We start from the raw sequence: 15,372 nt of genomic DNA, 5'->3' as shown, positions 1-15,372 counted from the left end.
TGGTCAATAAGAGAAGTGCGGAAGAAGATTGGAGATTTCCGTCCCAGATATTGACTTCGATTGAAAATATCGAAATGTGCTTGAGTAATAGCGTTCTCGTTTTATGAATAAACGGAGTTTTTTATTCCAGTAGCACCTACACTTCGTCGTTGCAATTCATTGCATTACTCGTTGATATTCGAAACACCATCGCAGTATTTCTAGTCGTTTAGTGAACTCTTGTAGGTAGCAAAAAAGTCGACCCGCGTATGAGAAATTGTCTAATTCGGAGAATTCGTCGCAAGTAAGAATTGATGATGAAATAACTCAGGGTGAATCTAAATCGGCCCGAAATACCGCCCTTCTTGAGAAAATATCGAAAGACAGCACGAAATATGGCGATGGCACTATTTCTTGTTGTTTAATCGGAGCGCTATTGTTTTATTTGGGGCGTGTTGCATCTGAATTCATTCAACATGATTCACACAAGAATGATTGAGGGACAGTTTCTGAATGAGAATTGGTTAATCATTTTAATTTGTTGTTTTGTAAAATTGATGTGTCCTGCTAAGAAAGGAATGTGTTGACTTCCACCCGAACACGATTTTGGTTGATATCTTTATCTATTTTATCAATCTTGCCGTTTTTAATTTTCGCTATATTTGCGACCGATGAATTTTCAAAATCCGAGCGAAATAAGACTGAAAGCCAGCTCGTAGACGGCGCGCAAGTAACGGCCAAAGTTATAGCGGAACACTTAAAAACAAATTTGGCTTACTTGTCTTCAATTGCCACCTCCGAAGCTGCTCAAAGGGGGGACTTACATGAGCTTTATCTACACGCCCAGAGAATCAGTGCGGCTTCGCCAGAGATTCACTCGATTTCACTAGTTTCTCATGATCAAACAATCGTATTTGAAACACTAAAGTCTTTCGATGGAGAGAGATTGACTAGTGAAGAGAGAACAGTTTTGGCAGAAGTTTTTGAAACTGGAAAGCCCGCCGTTTCTGGCCCTTATATCTCACCAGTGAGTTTGAATAGTGTAACTTCACTTGGTTTTCCAATAATTAGAGATGGTAAGGTGATTTATTGCTTGCGTTTGATTTTTCTTACAAACTCACTAAACGAAATGCTTTTGGCGCAGAACTTGCCACCCGACTGGACCATAGGAATTGTTTTCAAGGACGGGCGTGTTGTTGCTCGCTCCCGACTGCCAGATGTTTTCGTGGGGAAGCTCGCGGCCCCAGAGCTGGTGACAGCGATCAGAAAGCAAAATACAAATCTGTTCGATGGTAAGACCTTGGATGGAATTCTGGTGAAAGGATTGGTCGTTAAAGTGCCAAATTGGGATTGGTACATTGCGATCGGTGCTCCTATAGAGCAGCTTAACGTTTCGAAGGAAAGAACTTACCTTCTGCTTCTCCTTTTTGGTTTTTCAGTTGCAAGTTTAGGTGCAATTCTGACTTATTGGTTACCGAAGACTTTGTCAATTTCCAATTCGAATTTGAGAGAAAACGATATCTTAGGACGAGATATTTTTGAACTTTGGCCGTCATTGTTTCTATTGATTTGCGCGCTTTTGATAACGACATCTGTCGCGTCGCTAACGCATTCAAGTATTGAAAAAATTAGACAAACTGCCGATCATCAACTTAAAGCGAGTGCTGAGAGAGCGCATATTGCAGAGTTGGTGACCCGATTTGACCATTTAGATGATTCACAGCAAGTAAGTTTGAATGGCAACGATCGAGTGCAGACCTTACGAACAGGTACCAGACTAGAAGAAATTTTTCAATCTTTGAATAAGTTGAAAGGAGAGTTAATAAAGACAGATATTGAAGCCTTCAACTTGATTGAACTTGAAAATCAAACTAGCGTACTTAGACAAATAGTCGATAAAATTTCTAGAGTGAACGTCCATAAAGATGTCGGTACAAGGGATCTTAAAGAGCTTTTAGCGGCCGGAAAGCTTGCCGGTGAGAAGATTAGAATTGAACTTCGGGCCGTCGATAACTTATTGAAAATGCGAACTGAAAAGTTGGGACAGCAACTTAACTTACAGAGCGAGCGGACAATACAACTTGAATGGCTTGCTTCGCTAGCGGCTGGATCATTAACTTTTTTCTCTGTTTTCTTCTGGCTAAAAGAGCGGCGGAGGCGCAAGACTCTCTATTATGAACTGCTTGAGAGTAATTTGAATTTGGAACAGCGGGTATTGGTGCGTACCGTGGACTTACAGGTCGCAAAGGATAAAATTAGGCAGTTTTCGGTTGGTTCAGTGAATGCGATAGAGTCAGAACGAAAAAGAATTTCAAGAGAAGTTCACGATCAAATCGGTCAAATTTTTACTGCGATAAAAATGATTATTAAGACACTTGCGCCTGGGAGTCTAGCCAAAGATCAGAATGATGCTCTTACAGAAGCGATTAAATCCGGCATTCAAATTTCGCGCCGGATTGCGGCAGAATTGAGACCACCTCTACTTGATGATCTAGGATTGGCGCCTGCATTGAATCACTACTTGAGTATTCAATTGTCGAATAGCAGTACTCGCTTTAACATTGACATACCTGACGACCATGGACTAGTAAATGAGGAAGCGACTCAGTTATTTAGAATTGTACAAGAAGCGACAACTAATGTGGTTCGATATGCGAACGCGAAAGTAATTACTATTCGAGGACGTCACGAACAGTCATTTTTTCAATTGGAAATTCATGACGATGGCATTGGATTTGATACGACAAGAGAATTTCATGGTTCACTTGGACTAATCGGGATCAGGGAACGTGCTGAGGTAATCGGTGGAAGTGCTACTATTCGCTCGACATTCGATGTCGGCACTACAATTACCATCTTGATTCCTCGTTGAGTCAGCTACTTTTACAAGCGTGTTCAATGAAAATATTAATTCTTGAAGATCACCCTATTTTTCGTTTCGGTTTAAGACATCTAATTCTGGAAAAATGGCCCGATGCGAAAATTGGAGAGGCATCGTCGCTAATCGAGGCGTATCCAAAAATCAAAAGTGATAACTGGGATATCGCTTTAGTAGACTTAAACTTACAAGATACACAAGGCGTTGAGTCAGTTTCACGCTTGAAACGAGTGGCTCCAGACCTTCGAATATTAGTCGTGAGTTTACATACTGAGAGTGCCTACGCGACTCAAATTTTAAGGATCGGGGCAAAAGGTTATTTAAATAAAGAAAACGCCACCGAAGAGCTAATTGACGCGATCCAAAAGGTGATATCCGGAAAACTCTATATCTCAACATCCTTGGCTGAACACATGACGCACCTTCTAATAGACAGAAATGCAAAGTTGCCGCATGAGACTTTGGCGGTGCAAGAGTATCGAGTGATGCTTCAAATTGCAAGCGGTACGAAAATCATTCAGATAGCAAAAGACATGAGTCTTTCGCCAAAAACCATAAGCACCTACCGAATGAGAATTCTTGAAAAAATGGGACTTACAAGTAACTTGGATTTGGCCAAGTATTGCACAGAACATAAATTGAACTGAACAAAACGTTTTACAATTGTAGGCGAAACCCTACATTTGTTTCAGCTTAACCTTCCTTATTTCTCCTAGTTTCTCCACTAGAGTCCTCTATTCTTATGGTCGATACTTAAGTGCCATTAAGCAGAGGGAAGTCATGAATTTGATGATCGTTGAAGACTCTGAACTCGTCAGAAATCAAATTCTTCGAGCCATATCGAACGAACCAAGAATTCGCGTTGTTTGTCTTTGCGAGGAAGAAGATCTTGCGGTCAAAGAGATACGGCGACTAAATCCTGATTTTGTAATCCTAGATCTTTCGCTTTCACCGGGTAGTGGGCTGAATGTACTCCGTAGAATAAGATGCTTCAAAGTTGAAAGTAAAGTGCTTGTTGTCACGAACAATACAGATAGTGCGATTGAACGTGAGTGCAGAAGCTTCGGGATATCAGGTTTCTTCGATAAGAGTAATCAATTTGACGAATGCCTCCAGATTCTATTTGGCTCTCTCAGACATGAGTGAGAAATTGAATCTAGCGAACCCAAGCAATTTAGTATTTCGCATTTATAAGGTTTCTTGTATAAAAGTATGAAGATCAATGGTAATACGCGGACTTCAAGACCACTAATACTGATAGTTGATGATAGTCCTGAAGTGATAAAAATGCTATCGCAGATCGTTCTTGGCATGGCAGACGTAGTGTTTGCTTTAGACGGAAAAAGTGGAATTGAATTCGCGAATAAGCAACAGCCAACGCTTGTTCTGTTAGATGTAAATATGCCGGGTCAGAATGGCTATGAAGTCTGTAAAAACCTTAAGAGTAACGTCATCACAAAAGATATCCCAATAATTTTCGTTACAGGTGAAACAAGCATGGACGCGGAAGTCCGTGCGTTAGAAGCCGGGGCTGTAGATTTTATCAGTAAGCCTTTGAATCCGCCTGTAGTTGCCGCGCGTGTTGGTACCCATCTCACATTACGTCAGAATGCGATTTCATTAGAGTTATTGGTAAATCAAGATCCTTTGACTTGTGTGTATAACCGGCGGTACTTCGATCATCAACTCGAGAAAGAATATGGACGACATCTTCGTCAGAAGCTTCCTTTATCGGTGGTCATCATGGATATCGATCATTTTAAGGACTACAACGATAAATACGGCCATCTTGAAGGAGATAAATGCTTGATTAATGTAGTGAGTGCGATCGATGCTGTAACCCGAAGGCCAGGTGAGATTTTCGCTCGCTATGGCGGAGAGGAATTTATTGCAATTCTCCCTTACGTTGCTGATACCGATTTGAAGAAATATTGCCAGCAAGTCTGTAGTGTCGTGCGAGGGCTAGAGTTTGGCTCAGACAATCTAATCAACCGAGAAAGAGTCACCATAAGTGTCGGCGCGTGCTCTGGAATTCCAACTAAAGATGTGGGTGCCATTGAGTTTACGAGGCAAGCTGATCGCGCCTTATATGAGGCAAAAACAGAAGGGCGAGATCGCTTCAAAATGTATGTAAATCACTCGTGCGTAGAATAGGGAGTTGCGTATGCCAATACCTAAGCCTTCGAATGAGCTTCTCCGGTTGGAAGAGCTCTACTGTATGCATATTTTAGATACGCCACACGATGAGAGGTTCGATCGTATTACCAGAATCGCTCGTCATCACTTCAAGGTACAAATTTCACTTGTGTCCTTGGTTGACTCAGACCGTCAATGGTTCAAATCTAAGCAAGGCCTAGATGTGAACGAAACTGATAGAGAAAGCTCATTTTGTTCGCACGCGATTTTAGAAGATCGCATTTTTATCGTAGAGGACACTCATCTTGATTACAGGTTCCGCGAAAACCGTTTAGTGACATCAAGCCCGTACATTCGATTTTATGCCGGCGTTCCGATCCACAGCTTTAACGGTTTTTTGATTGGTACTTTATGCATCATTGATGATAAGCCGAGGTCGATGTCAAGTTCGGATATCGAGACATTACATGAACTGGCATGCTTAGTCGATCTATCTCTTGGGAATTCAAGAGTGGCTCAGCTAACACTAAAAAATAACGAGAACGAAGCAAAACTTCATTCGGTTTGGGAAAACATTTTCGATGGAATCATCGTGTTTGATCAGAATGGATTTATCGAATCTTTAAATCCGGCTGCTTTAGAGATGTTTAAATGCGACGGAGAAGAGTTGATTAGCTTTAGTATCGACCGACTCATACCAGAGCTTTCAAATACACTGAGAGCGAAGGTAAAAAACTTAGAATCTTCACGCGATGGGCCTTCGAATGTAAAACTAGAGTTGAAATCAATCGGTTTGAGAAATAGAGATGAAAAGTTCCCTATCGAACTAACTGTAAGCGAGTTAGAAATTTCTAGTAGCAGCTCGTATGTCGCTATCATTCGGGACATAACGCTCCGAGAGAGAACGATGGCCGCACTTGTTGATAGTGAAGAAAAGTGGAAATTTGCGATTGAGGGGGCGGGTGATGGTGTTTGGGATTGGGACGTTCTGGGGAACACCGTAAGTTATTCAGCGCGATGGAAGCAAATGCTTGGCTATCGCGAAGATGAAATTGGAGATAGCGTTGAAGAGTGGTCGACGCGAGTTCATCCAGATGATTTAGAAAAACTCTTGCTCGTTGTGAATCGTCATTTCGCTGATGAGATTCCATACTTCTCTGACGAACACAGATTCAAATGCAAAGATGGAACTTGGCTATGGATTCATGATCGCGGCTTAGTCGTAAAGCGAGACGTGGAAGGGCGACCATTGCGAGTTGTTGGCACGCATACTGATATATCTCATAGAAAAAAATCCGAATTGTTGCTGCGCCAAACGCTAGATCAATTGTCTACTACAAAAGATCTCTTGCAGACCACAATCGATAACATTCCTGCTCTGGTCGCGTATTGGGACTCTTCATTAAAGAACAAATTCGCGAACAGTGCTTACCTAAAATGGTTCGGGCAAAGCCCAGAGAGCATGAATGGGAAACATATAAGGGAAGTTATTGGAGAGGAAAGGTATCTTTCTATTTCTGATGCGTTGCGCTCTGTTTTAGAGGGAAACATTGAGATCTTTGAACGATCGATTGTTGATCAGAATGGTGATGTGCGCCATGCTTTGTTTTCTTACCGCCCCGATATTCACGATGGAAAAGTGGTCGGTATTTACGGCTTCGTTAGTGATATTACTCCTCTAAAAGAAGCACAATTTGGTCAGCAGAAAGCTCTCAAGCAGCTTCAGGAAACGTTCGATGCAGCAAGCGAGTTCGCGATCATTACTACCGACAGAGAAGGAACGGTCGCTTCCTTTAGTGCTGGCGCGGAGAAGTTACTTGGTTATAGGGCAGGTGAGCTTGTAAGTCGTCACTCATTCCTAAAATTTCATGTGGAAAGCGAAATAAACGAGCGTGTAGAAATCTTATCACGGGAGTTTGGTGAAACCATCGATGCCTTAGACGCATTGGTTAGACGAGCGAAAAAGGGTGAACCAGAAACTGCAGAATGGACTTATGTTACAAAAACAAATAAAAAATTTCCTGTCCATTTAACTGTGACCGCCATCTATAACGAAGTGAAAGAAATTTCTGGATTCTTAGGGGTCGCCCGAGATATTAGCGAGGAAAAGAAGAGCTCGGAAGCACTGAAAAATGCATTGACGAAAGCGGAATCCGCCAGCAGATCAAAAAGTGAATTTGTAGCAAATATGAGTCACGAAATAAGAACGCCGATGAATGCTGTGTTGGGAATGGCACATCTCTTGGCTGGAACAAAACTGAATGATGAGCAACATAAGTATCTCACGATGATTGAGTCATCAGGTAAATCTCTACTCGCAATTTTGAATGACATTCTCGATTTTTCGAAGATTGAGGCAGGAAAATTAGAAATAGTTCCTATCAAGTTTGAATTAAACGAAGTCGTTGGCGCAGTTGCATCAATCATGTCGGTATACGGTGGAGACAAACCTCTAGAACTCGCGATCGGTGTAGATCCAAGTGTCCCGCATTTTTTGTTTGGTGACTCGCTTAGAATCCAACAAATTCTCGTAAATTTAGTCGGGAACGCGATAAAGTTTACGGAAGACGGCGAGGTATCTCTTTTGATTGAAGAAATCGGGCGAGACCAAGACATTTCAAGAATTCGATTTTCCGTGATTGACACGGGAATTGGGATGACGCCTGAACAAGTATCCAACTTGTTTCATGCTTTTTCACAAGCTGACAGCTCGACGACACGTCGCTTTGGAGGCTCGGGTCTAGGGCTCACGATTTCAAAGCAACTAGTAGATATGATGTCCGGCGAATTTTCAGTTGAAAGTCAATTTGGAGCGGGATCGAAATTTGAGGTGGTGCTTCCTTTAAAGATAGCTGCACCTGAAAGTCAACAATTCGCAGACACCTCGATGCAAGAACTTCGCATTTTGGTGATCGATGATAACGATACAAGTAGAGACTATTTATGCAGAACTCTACGCTCCTGGAATTGGTCGGTAGAAGATGCTGATAGCTACGAAGCAGCAGTTGCACGCTTGTCGTCAATGCAAAATTTGAAGCTTGGCTATAACTTAATATTAGTCGACTGGGATATGCCACTGATGAACGGCATAGAGATGACAAAGGCTCTTAAGACCAAGTTTGCCGACATGGAATCTCATTTTGTATTGTTAGTGGGCGCCTACAGCAGAGTTAAATTGATGCAAGAAAAAGATATCGACGCCGTTGCGTCAGTAATGCAAAAGCCCGCTACTCCATCCGATATTTTCGATACAGTTCAATCTTTACTTTTACAAAAGGAAGGTCGAAGTTCCAGAGCGTCTGCGAACTTAAACAGACACGATATCCAGCCTAGCCTTCACGGCTTAAACATCTTACTTGTCGAAGATAACTTGCTCAATCAGATCGTCGCAAAGGGGATTTTGGAAAAGAGCGGTGCACGCATAAGTATTGCAAATCACGGACAGGAAGCCATCGATCAGTTGCAAAAGGATGTTCATATCGATCTTGTGTTGATGGATGTACAGATGCCCATCATGGATGGATTTACCGCAACGAAGTTCATTCGGAATCAACTGAAGCTGGAATTACCAATTATCGCGATGTCTGCTGGGGTAATGGAAACCGAAAAAGCAGCATGTTTTTCAGTTGGAATGAACGATTTCGTTGCGAAGCCGATTGAAATTGAGCAGCTATTCTCGACTATATCGAGAAATTTATCGGACGCAAAAAAAAGAGAAATGCATCAAAGGTCTAAGGAGCAAGTAATTGATCAACGCGAGCAAAGTTTACAGCCCGAAGTTCCATTGGAAAATCAAGTGTTCGATGTGAGTCGATTAATAGCGTTGAGTGCGACAAATGCTAAGAGTAAAGAGATCTTGGTGCAGTTAATTCGCAATATAGCTAATTCAAGCGAAGGCACACTTCGACAAACAAAATTCGATTGGGAAAATGGGAAAACTCTTGATGCTGCGGCACAGTTACATAAAATGCGAGGTTCGATTGGGACCTTAGGTGCAAAGAAGTTTGCAGACATAAGTTTGGTCCTCGAAAATGCAATAGTAAAAAAAGAGCTCGATCATATTCCCGGCCTTTTTGATTCTGCAATCGAAGTTTTGAGTTTAACTGTCTTTGCGGCTAAAAAATGGATTGCCGAGAATGAGATTGTTGCGAACAACCAGCCACTGCTCGACCAAAATGATGGGATACCTAAGCTGAAAGTATTGCTTACGTCCTCGAATATGGAGGCGTGCACACTTTTCGAACAAATCAAAGATTCTGTAAGGACTAAATTTCCAGTGGACGAATTTATAGTCCTTGAACGTTCTATTGAAGAACTAAATTTTGGAAATGCATTGAATATTCTTAATAGGGTTGACTGACAGGATACTTAAATTTCGTATTTCGAGTAAAACTCGTATCTTTGAATTCAGTGGAAATGAATAAACGTCGGCCCTGAATCTTCGAAATTGCCGCATCCGTCGAAGTGCTCGACAAGACTTCAATGAAGGGTTCCTGTTCTTTGACTTGGGTTGACGTGCTTTTAATTTATGATTTTGATGTGGCGCTCCAATGAAATTGAAGGCGGCAAAAAAATGGATTGAAGAAAATACTGAAAATTACCATTACGTATTGATAACTGTCGACAATTTGGAATCGCAGGCAAAACTGTTTGAATCTGAATGAAAAACATTGGAAGGTACTTGATTATGAAAATGATGAAATTAAAAAATTTGCTGTTCTTCGGTGTTTGTTCAATCCTAGTTTTATTTATCGTATCAATCATTGTCGCTTCAATTGAGCTATATAGCTTGCAGGAAACGAACTCGAGAATCATTCAAAAAGATTGGGTAAAAGCCAATGCTGTCGCAAAGATTCGTGCTGCGACAATTGCAAATGGCGCAAGTACTTATCAATTGTTGATCGCAAACAGTCCGGAGCAAATTTCTGCAATTCAAGCAGATATTTCTAAGAATAAGACGCTAATTACAGATCAAATCGAGATTTTGCGGAAACTAATTTACTTACAAAAAGGGCGCGATTTACTCGCTTCATTTGTCGAGGCGAGAACGCAGTATGTAGAGACCTTTTCAAAGGTTGTACTTTTGGTTTCGAGTGGTCAACGCGATGAGGCAAATTCATTAGCAAATAAAGAAATAAGCGTAAAGTTACTAAGGTTGAGGGGTACTCTCGACGATTTGGCGGTGCTGCAAGACTCCATCGTTGTTGAATCTAACCTTCAGGTTGAGAAGCAGATTAGAAACCTGATCTACTTCCTTTGGATAGCTGGGGGATTGAGCATAGTCGTTGGTCTGATTGGAGCTCATTTCATCTCTCGACTAGTCATTCGAAAAATCGGGGGGGAGCCAACCTATGTCAATGAGGTTACTCGAAGAATAGCGGAGGGCGATCTTAATTCGAGGATTGACATTCACCCCAAGGATGACAATAGCATCCTCTATTCAGTGAGGCTAATGCGAAACAATTTACGTTCCATTATCGGGACAATCAGATCTGGCAGCGATGTAATAGCATTGGGGGCGAATCAAATCGCAACTGGCAACCTAGACCTCTCTTCCCGAACAGAAGAACAGGCGAGCTCTTTAGAGGAAACTGCCGCAGCGATGGAACAGTTACATGGTACTGTGCAGCAAAACGCAGAGAATGCAGAATCCGCGAAAAATCTAGTATTAGAAGCCTCGAAAGTCGCGAGCAAAGGTGGCGCTGTGGTGGCTGAAGTCGTGACGACCATGCGATCCATAAACGACTCGTCGAAGAAGATTGTGGACATTATTGCCGTTATCGATGGGATTGCTTTTCAAACCAATATTTTGGCATTGAATGCAGCGGTTGAAGCCGCTAGAGCTGGAGAACAAGGTAGAGGATTTGCTGTTGTTGCATCTGAAGTTCGAAGTTTAGCCCAAAGGTCCGCAGCGGCTGCAAAAGAAATTAAAGTCCTAATTGATGCTTCGGTAGAAGAAGTCGATTCTGGTACCAAGTTAGTGGACGCAGCTGGTGTGACTATGGAAGAGATCGTCAATAGTGTTCAACGCGTTTCTGAAATCATGATTGACATTTCTTCTGCGAGCCGTGAACAAAGTCAAGGTATAGGCCAAGCCAATGAGGCAATCACTCACATGGATGGGGTGACGCAACAAAACGCTGCCTTAGTCGAAGAAGCGGCAGCGGCCGCTTCTTCTTTGCTTGATGAAGCTAAACAACTCGTTAGCTCAATCGCTGTCTTTAAGTTGGAAGAGAGCGCTGTGCAGCCAATCAAAATAAATAGAATGATCACGGTTAATTAAACTTGCGACAAGTCCTGAGGAGTCTCCTGCACCACTCAGTAAGATGAAATATCTCATTGATAAATGGATAAGTAGATGAATTTATTACAGTTACCAGACACTTCAAATTTTCAGTATGATCCGGCGCCACTTTTAGATTCGCTTCGTACTCACTTTGATATATCCAGTGATGCAGCGCTTTGCGTTTTGCTCGGTGTTACACCGTAAACGATGAGCAGAATTCGACACAGGCACCTTCCGATCGGTGCGACGTTGATAGTACGAATCCATGAGGAAACCGGCTGGAAAGTGTCGGAAGTGAGAAGAAGAATGGGGAATCTTCGACCTCGATATTGAGTGAAAGGGCAAATGCGCAGTCTCAGATGAATAAACCGAGATTTTATTTTTGCTTGGTGATCCGAGACTGGTTGTTGAATAAGTTGCTTTTAGAACGCGCGAAGAAGCAAAGTGACACTAGCGGTCATATTGTCAAATCGAGTTGGTGAAAGGGTATTCATATAGAAAAACCCGACACTTCTGGTAGCATGACTCTATTAGGTCCGAACCTGTGATTTTTCTGATGGGAATCGAACTCATCGTGCTCGAAATTTTTTTCGTAAATTAAATCGAGCAACAAAAAGCTTCCCACGCGTCCATTAGGACGCGCCTTTGATCTAGTAAATCTGTTCTGTGGTAAGCGGCTTCAACCCTATTCTGAATAGTGTGTGCTAACGATCGTTCAGCTAGATCTCGCGCGTATCCCTTCACACTACACCAATCCCGAAAACTGGACCTGAATCCATGAGCGGTGGCGAGTCGCCCTGGAGTGTCACTCTTGGCTTTCGTTCTTCGAAGAAAAGAAGTAAGGACCATATCGGACAATTCAACTTGTTTTCGAGGAGAAGGAAATACCAATTCTTTATGGAGTCCAACTTGCGACTTTAGGATTTCTAGCCCCCGTTCAGAAAGTGGAACTCGATGTAGTATCTTTGCTTTCATCCGTTCTGCGGGAACGGTCCAGATTTTTTTTACGAAATCTACCTCGGACCATGTCATACCTCTAACTTCTCCGGAACGGGCAGCAGTCAGAATAAGAAATTCAAGCATAGGACGTGTTACATCATACTGTTCAAATTCTCTAAGATGTTCTCTAATAAAGTTAGGAATTTCCTCCCAATGCATCGCGGGTTGGTGCGTCGTTCGAATAGATTTGTTCGGCTGCGGAGGGAGTAAGTGTTGTACCACATCGACCGGATTGGATGGACAGTACTCATGGGCCCAGCCCCACGCCATGACGGCATGAATGCGCTGTTTCACACGTCCGGCGGTCTCAGGAATCTCTAACCAAATTGGACGAAGTGTATCGGCGATATGTCTCGGCTGAATTTGATCGAGAAGCATTTCTCCAATTTGGGGGAACACATATTGTTCAAGCGTGTTAATCCATTGTTGTCCGTGTTTCTCATTCTTCCAGCTCGGGAGGAGCTCGGCATGAAGAGCTCTAGATGCATCTTCAAATGAAGGAGTTTTCTGTATTTTGGTGATCTTTGCTTTTTCAGTGAGGGGGTCGATTCCTTGCTCGATTTGCGACCGCATTTCTAGAGCGGCTTTAGCGGCTCTGGAAATGCTTACTTCGGGATAGCTCCCCAGTCCTGCATTTCGACGTTTCTGAGTAACAGGACTTACGTATCGCAAGACCCATTTTCCTGACCCTTTTGTGTTGGATGGGTGTAACGTTAATCCAGTCACTCCTCCATGGGCAATAACTCCTGATTCGAGAGTAATAGAGCGCGCTTTGGCGTCTGTGAGTATAGCCATTTGTATGTCACTCAAATATAGTGTTGTTGCGTTCAGTATGCCAGGTAGTATGCCATTTTTGTGTGGGTTTTGATAGCTTGTATTGGAATGATTTGGACTCTAACTAATTTAACTTGTTGAAGTTAAAGAAGTTTTTTATATTTATTGGATTCTGTTGGAATGATTTCAAGCAGACACCGTCTCCGCCAAAAGAATTGGTGCCCGCTTAATGCAAATTAAGCGGGCATTTTTCGTTTATGTTGTCGTGGTTTCGTATCTGGGGCTTACGTAAAGAAATTTTTTGGCGTACGCTGTCTTTTTTTGGGAAATGCTGCTTGAAATTGGCATTTTCTTCGACTATTGTGCAATGCACCAATAATAACAAGGATTGCAATTGGCTCACGAACACTCAAAAAGCAGCTTGTCAGCATTGACACTTGCTGCAATCGGTATCGTTTATGGTGATATCGGTACTAGTCCTCTTTATACTATGCAGGAAGTTTTTGATCCAAAGCATGGTCTTGTTTTGAATCAAACAAATATCCTCGGGATCGTTTCACTTATCCTGTGGGGTTTAATTTTTATTGTATCGCTCAAATACGTGACCTTGGTACTACGTGCTAGTAATCGGGGGGAGGGCGGTATCATGGCGCTTACGGCGTTGACCCTCGAGTCCGTTGGGAAAGAATCGAAACTGTTTTTCCCTCTTGTCGTTTTGGGCATTATCGGAGCATCTCTATTTTATGGAGATGGCGTTGTTACACCCGCAATGACGGTCTTGTCGGCGATTGAAGGTATTAAGGTTGCGACCCCAGCGCTCAAACCTTTTGTTGTGCCAATTACTTTGGTGATCTTGGTTGGCTTATATGCAATGCAATCGCACGGGACCGCGGCCATTGGCAAGTTATTTGGGCCCGTGATGGTCTTGTGGTTTGCTGTACTCGCAGCAATGGGGATTTATAATATTGTGCGGTTTCCCGGTGTATTGGAGGCGTTTAATCCCCTGCATGCAGTGAGTTTTTTATTTGAGCATCGATTTGCTGCCTTCATCGCGCTTGGTGCAGTGGTATTGGCTTTCACGGGTTCGGAAGCTTTATATGCAGACATGGGACATTTCGGTCCTAAGCCTATTCGCGCTGCATGGTTCTTTATCGTATTTCCTGCACTAGCGATGAACTATCTAGGTCAAGGCGCTTTATTGATGGTCGAGCCTGATGCGGTGGTGAATCCGTTTTTTAATCAACTTGGTGATTGGAGCATTTACCCGCTCGTAGTCTTGTCCACGATGGCTGCTGTAATCGCATCTCAAGCGACAATTTCTGGTGCTTTTTCCATGACTAAGCAGGCGATATCTTTAGGCTTTTTGCCACGTATGAAAATTATTCATACTTCTTCGAAAGAAATTGGTCAGATCTATATTCCAGTGGTCAATTGGATGCAATTGGCAGCCGTTGTCGGCGCGGTCATAGGTTTTGGTTCGGCTGGTAATCTTGCTTCTGCATACGGTATCGCGAACACTGGAACTATGTTGGTGACCTCTATTTTGACTTTCTTTGTCATTCGATTTGGATGGAAATATAACCTTGCCTTGTGTATTGGTGCGACTAGCTTTTTCTTCTTCATTGATATTTCCTTGTTCTCGTCAAATGCGATGAAATTTTTCAGTGGCGGTTGGTTTCCGATCGCGCTTGGTACAGCGATCTGTACTGTAATGTTGACTTGGAAGCGCGGCCGTTCATTGGTGTTTGATAACTTGAAAAAACATGCGATCCCTCTGGAAGAATTTTTGGAGTCTTTATTTGTTTCGCCTCCGGTGCGCGTAGCAGGTACCGCGGTATTCTTGCGTGGCGAGGCTGATGGTGTGCCGCATGCCTTATTGCATAATTTATCGCATAACAAAGTGTTGCATGAGCGTGTCATATTTATTACTTTGCATAACAAAGAAATTCCATGGGTGCCGTTTTCTGAACGGATACGCGTGACAGATCTTAAGAATAATTGTTTTCAAGTTGACGTGTTCTACGGTTTTAAGAATGAACCTGATATCCCAAACGCTCTAGAGCTTTGCAAACCGTTTGGTCTTGAGTTTGAGGCGTTAGAAACATCCTATTTCATTTCACGTCAAACTATTATTTCAAGTCCGGGTAGTGGAATGTCGAGTTGGCGCGAAGGACTGTTTGTGACTATGTCGCGAAATGCTCGTGATGCGGCGGACTATTATCAGATTCCAAGTAATCGGGTGATAGAGGTCGGTGCTCAAGTTGAGATTTGATCGCGCATGCTGCAAGTTTGGAAATGATCGACATGCTTTGAATAGTGT

The 15,372-nt window shown here is 42.7% G+C and carries 8 protein-coding genes; 7 read left to right on the top strand and 1 reads right to left on the bottom strand.

Translation table 11 applies throughout. The annotated features are described in order from the left end of the window. Positions 1-559 precede the first annotated feature (559 nt). From H8K36_RS02505 to H8K36_RS19560, 6 genes are all read left to right on the top strand, one after another. Complete coding sequence (locus H8K36_RS02505; RefSeq protein ID WP_186915238.1) at positions 560-2,851, top strand: ATP-binding protein; 2,292 nt, start codon at positions 560-562, stop codon at positions 2,849-2,851. Positions 2,852-2,877: 26 nt separating this feature from the next. Further along, entirely contained in the window at positions 2,878-3,504 is a 627-nt protein-coding gene (locus tag H8K36_RS02500; RefSeq protein ID WP_186915239.1) for a response regulator, read from the top strand. A 133-nt stretch (positions 3,505-3,637) separates the two neighbouring features. Then, positions 3,638-4,003, top strand: coding sequence for a response regulator (locus H8K36_RS19695; protein ID WP_186915240.1), 366 nt, complete (start codon positions 3,638-3,640; stop codon positions 4,001-4,003). 66 nt (positions 4,004-4,069) lie between these two features. Further along, the gene (locus H8K36_RS02490; protein ID WP_186915241.1) at positions 4,070-5,011 is read left to right on the top strand and encodes a GGDEF domain-containing response regulator; all 942 of its coding nucleotides are present in this window, start codon (positions 4,070-4,072) and stop codon (positions 5,009-5,011) included. A 10-nt stretch (positions 5,012-5,021) separates the two neighbouring features. Continuing rightward, positions 5,022-9,353, top strand: a complete 4,332-nt coding sequence (locus H8K36_RS02485; protein ID WP_186915242.1) for a PAS domain S-box protein — start codon at positions 5,022-5,024, stop codon at positions 9,351-9,353. 333 nt (positions 9,354-9,686) lie between these two features. Next, entirely contained in the window at positions 9,687-11,276 is a 1,590-nt protein-coding gene (locus H8K36_RS19560) for a methyl-accepting chemotaxis protein (protein WP_186920436.1), read from the top strand. A 600-nt stretch (positions 11,277-11,876) separates the two neighbouring features. Here the strand turns inward: H8K36_RS19560 and H8K36_RS02475 are convergent. Further along, positions 11,877-13,073 (bottom strand): tyrosine-type recombinase/integrase, encoded by a 1,197-nt coding sequence (locus H8K36_RS02475; RefSeq protein ID WP_186915244.1) that lies wholly within the window; start codon positions 13,071-13,073, stop codon positions 11,877-11,879. Between the two features lie 373 nt (positions 13,074-13,446). On the opposite strand from H8K36_RS02475, the gene H8K36_RS02470 reads away from it, so the two are divergent. Continuing rightward, on the top strand, positions 13,447-15,324 hold the full coding sequence (locus H8K36_RS02470; protein ID WP_186915245.1) for a potassium transporter Kup: 1,878 nt from the start codon (positions 13,447-13,449) through the stop codon (positions 15,322-15,324). Positions 15,325-15,372 lie beyond the last annotated feature (48 nt).

This window comes from Affinundibacterium nitidum, assembly GCF_014284155.1.
GTDB lineage: Bacteria > Pseudomonadota > Gammaproteobacteria > Burkholderiales > Burkholderiaceae_D > Undibacterium > Undibacterium nitidum.
Note: the sequence above shows the minus strand (reverse complement) of the source record. Positions and strands in the feature narration are given on the sequence as shown.